This window comes from Sphingobium olei, assembly GCF_042678845.1.
GTDB lineage: Bacteria > Pseudomonadota > Alphaproteobacteria > Sphingomonadales > Sphingomonadaceae > Sphingobium > Sphingobium olei.
Genome location: NZ_JBHTLS010000051.1, coordinates 1 through 2,262, shown reverse-complemented (window position 1 = coordinate 2,262; position 2,262 = coordinate 1). Strand labels below are relative to the sequence as shown.

1 protein-coding gene and 2 pseudogenes are annotated in these 2,262 nt (G+C 62.6%); all 3 read right to left on the bottom strand.

What is annotated here, in order from left to right; all coding sequences use genetic code 11:
- Nucleotides 1-122: 122 nt before the first annotated feature.
- Nucleotides 123-1,610, bottom strand: a pseudogene (gene tnpC / locus ACFQ24_RS04030) (IS66 family transposase); the annotation flags it as partial.
- Between the two features lie 60 nt (nt 1,611-1,670).
- Nucleotides 1,671-2,018 carry an IS66 family insertion sequence element accessory protein TnpB gene (gene tnpB, locus ACFQ24_RS04025; protein WP_380909165.1) on the bottom strand — a complete coding sequence of 116 codons (348 nt, stop codon included), beginning with the start codon at nt 2,016-2,018 and terminating at the stop codon, nt 1,671-1,673.
- Nucleotides 2,015-2,262: pseudogene (locus tag ACFQ24_RS04020) on the bottom strand (hypothetical protein); the annotation flags it as partial. The gene tnpB and the pseudogene ACFQ24_RS04020, both read right to left, overlap by 4 nt.

Genomic DNA, 2,262 nt, shown 5'->3' with positions numbered 1-2,262 from the left:
CGTTCTTTGACGTATCCATGCCTATGCGGGTAATTTGCTCCACGGGCGGCTCCCTTGATTGAGTCTTGCAACGCACTCACTCTGGCACATTGCGATGCCGTTGGGAGCCGTCCACCCCAACACGGCATGAGCTCATCCCAGCGAGTAGCGGGCCAGTCGCCAGCGATCTTCTCGATGACATCGGCGATGTAGGCCTGCGGTTCGATGCCGTTGAGTTTGGCAGTCTCGATGACGGAATAGATGGCGGCAGCCCGTTCGCCGCCAGCCTTCGATCCTGCAAAGATCCAGTTCTTGCGGCCGATCGCCACGGGGCGGATCGCGCGCTCGGCGATGTTGTTGTCGATCTCGGCAACGCCCTCGTCGATGTAGCGGGTGAGCGCATCCCAGCGCTTGCGGCCATAGCTGAGCGCCTTGGCCATGTTGGACTTTGGCGACAGCCGACGCAGCGCATCGTCGATTATCGAGCGTAAATCGTTCACCTGAGGCCTGCTTCTGTCCTGACGATGCCGGCGGCGCTGGTCAGGCGGCTGCCCGCGTATCTCTTCCTCGATCCGGTAGAGAGCGGCGATCCGATCCAGCAGGTTGCTGGTCAACGGCGTCGGGCTGGTGGCGTGGTTCTCGAATATCTTGCGCCGGAAATGCGCCCAGCAGGCGACTTCCTGGATGCGGTTGCTCCTGTAGAGCTTGTCAAAGCCAGCATAGGCATCAGCTTGCAGCAGCCCGGTAAAGTCCTTGAGCTCGCTTTGCGGGTGGATGCCGCTGCGGTCGGGGGTGAAGCGATACCAGGTCAGCGCGGGCGTGGATGCGCCAGCGGCACGATCATCGACGACATAGGCCCAGAGCCTTGCCTGGACCGTCTTGCCCTTGCCGGGCATCAGCATGGGCACGGGCGTGTCATCGACATGGATCTTGCCGGCCTTGATCCCTTCTTCCCGGATGCGACTGACGATCGGATCAAGCAGATGTGCGGCCTGTGCTGCCCAGCCTGCCAGCGTCGATCGGTCGATATCGAGGCCCTGTGCCGCCATCATCTCGGCCTGGCGATAGAGGGGGAGATGATGATCGAACTTGGCGACGACGACATGCGCGAGCGTAGCGAAACTGGCTTTGCCCCGTGCAATCGCCTTTACGGGCGCCGCGGCCTGCACGATCTGCTCGCAGGATCGGCAGCTATATTTAGGCCGGACGGTGCGGATGACGCGCCATTGCACCGGCGCGACATCGAGCATCTCGTCGCTGTCCTGCCCAAGCGGGCGCAGGGCGCCTCCACAGGAAGGACAGGTGCAGGTGCCTGCTTCCGGCTCAATCCGGCGTTCAGCCCGCGGCAGATGTGCCGGCAAGGCGCGGACCGGCGCCGGTCGCTCCCTCTCATCCGCCTGGACCTTGCGGATATCGGCAAGCTCGGCTTCGCCCTCCAACTCCTCAAGGGTGAGTTCGAGCTGTTCGATCTGGAGGGACAGCTTCTCGGAAGACTGGCCAAAGGTGAGCCGCCGGAGCTGGGCCAGTTGGAAACGCAAGGTATCGATCAGCGTGTCGCGGGCCGCCAGAGCTGCCTCCAGCTCGGCGATGCGGGCGTCCTTATCGACGGGGGAAGAGCCTCGATCCGACACCCTGAAATAGTATCAAAGCGGCACCGCCGATGCCAGATAAACCCACAGAAATCCGCACTTTTAGCCCGCCATTAACGGCGCCGCTGTCCGCTCCGGGCGTCTCCAGTCTATGCCTTCAAGCAGCATCGAAAGCTGTGCCGAAGTGAGGCCAACCTTGCCCGTCTTCGTCACTGGCCGGACGAACCGGCCACGGTCCATCCGCTTGGAAAACAGGCATAGGCCCTGGCCATCATACCAGAGCAGCTTCACCAGATCGCCACGCTTACCCCGGAAGGCAAACAGCGCACCAGAATGCGGGCTCTGCTCCAGCACCTGCTGGGCCAGCACTGCCAGACCGTCAAAGCCCTTGCGCATGTCGGTCGCCCCGCAGGCCAAATAGATCCGGGTGGAAGGTGGCAGCGGTATCATCGCGTGAGAACGGCAATGACCCGTGCCAGGGCCTCGGCATCGACACCAGCGTCCACGGTCAGCTTCACACCCGAGGGCAGTTCGATCCCGATATGACCGCCGGGCGCCGGCAACGCTTTGAGGTGGTGCCGGAAATTCGGACAGGGTGTTAAGCTCATCCCGACCTGAAGGAATGGACGGGAATGAAGACGACGAGAAAGCGCTACAGCGCGGAGTTCAAGGCGAAGGTTGCGATGGAGGCAAT

Bases quoted from the DNA above. Each gene is read 5' to 3' on its own strand.
- tnpB (WP_380909165.1), bottom strand. From the start codon at position 2,018: ATGATACCGCTGCCACCTTCCACCCGGATCTATTTGGCCTGCGGGGCG.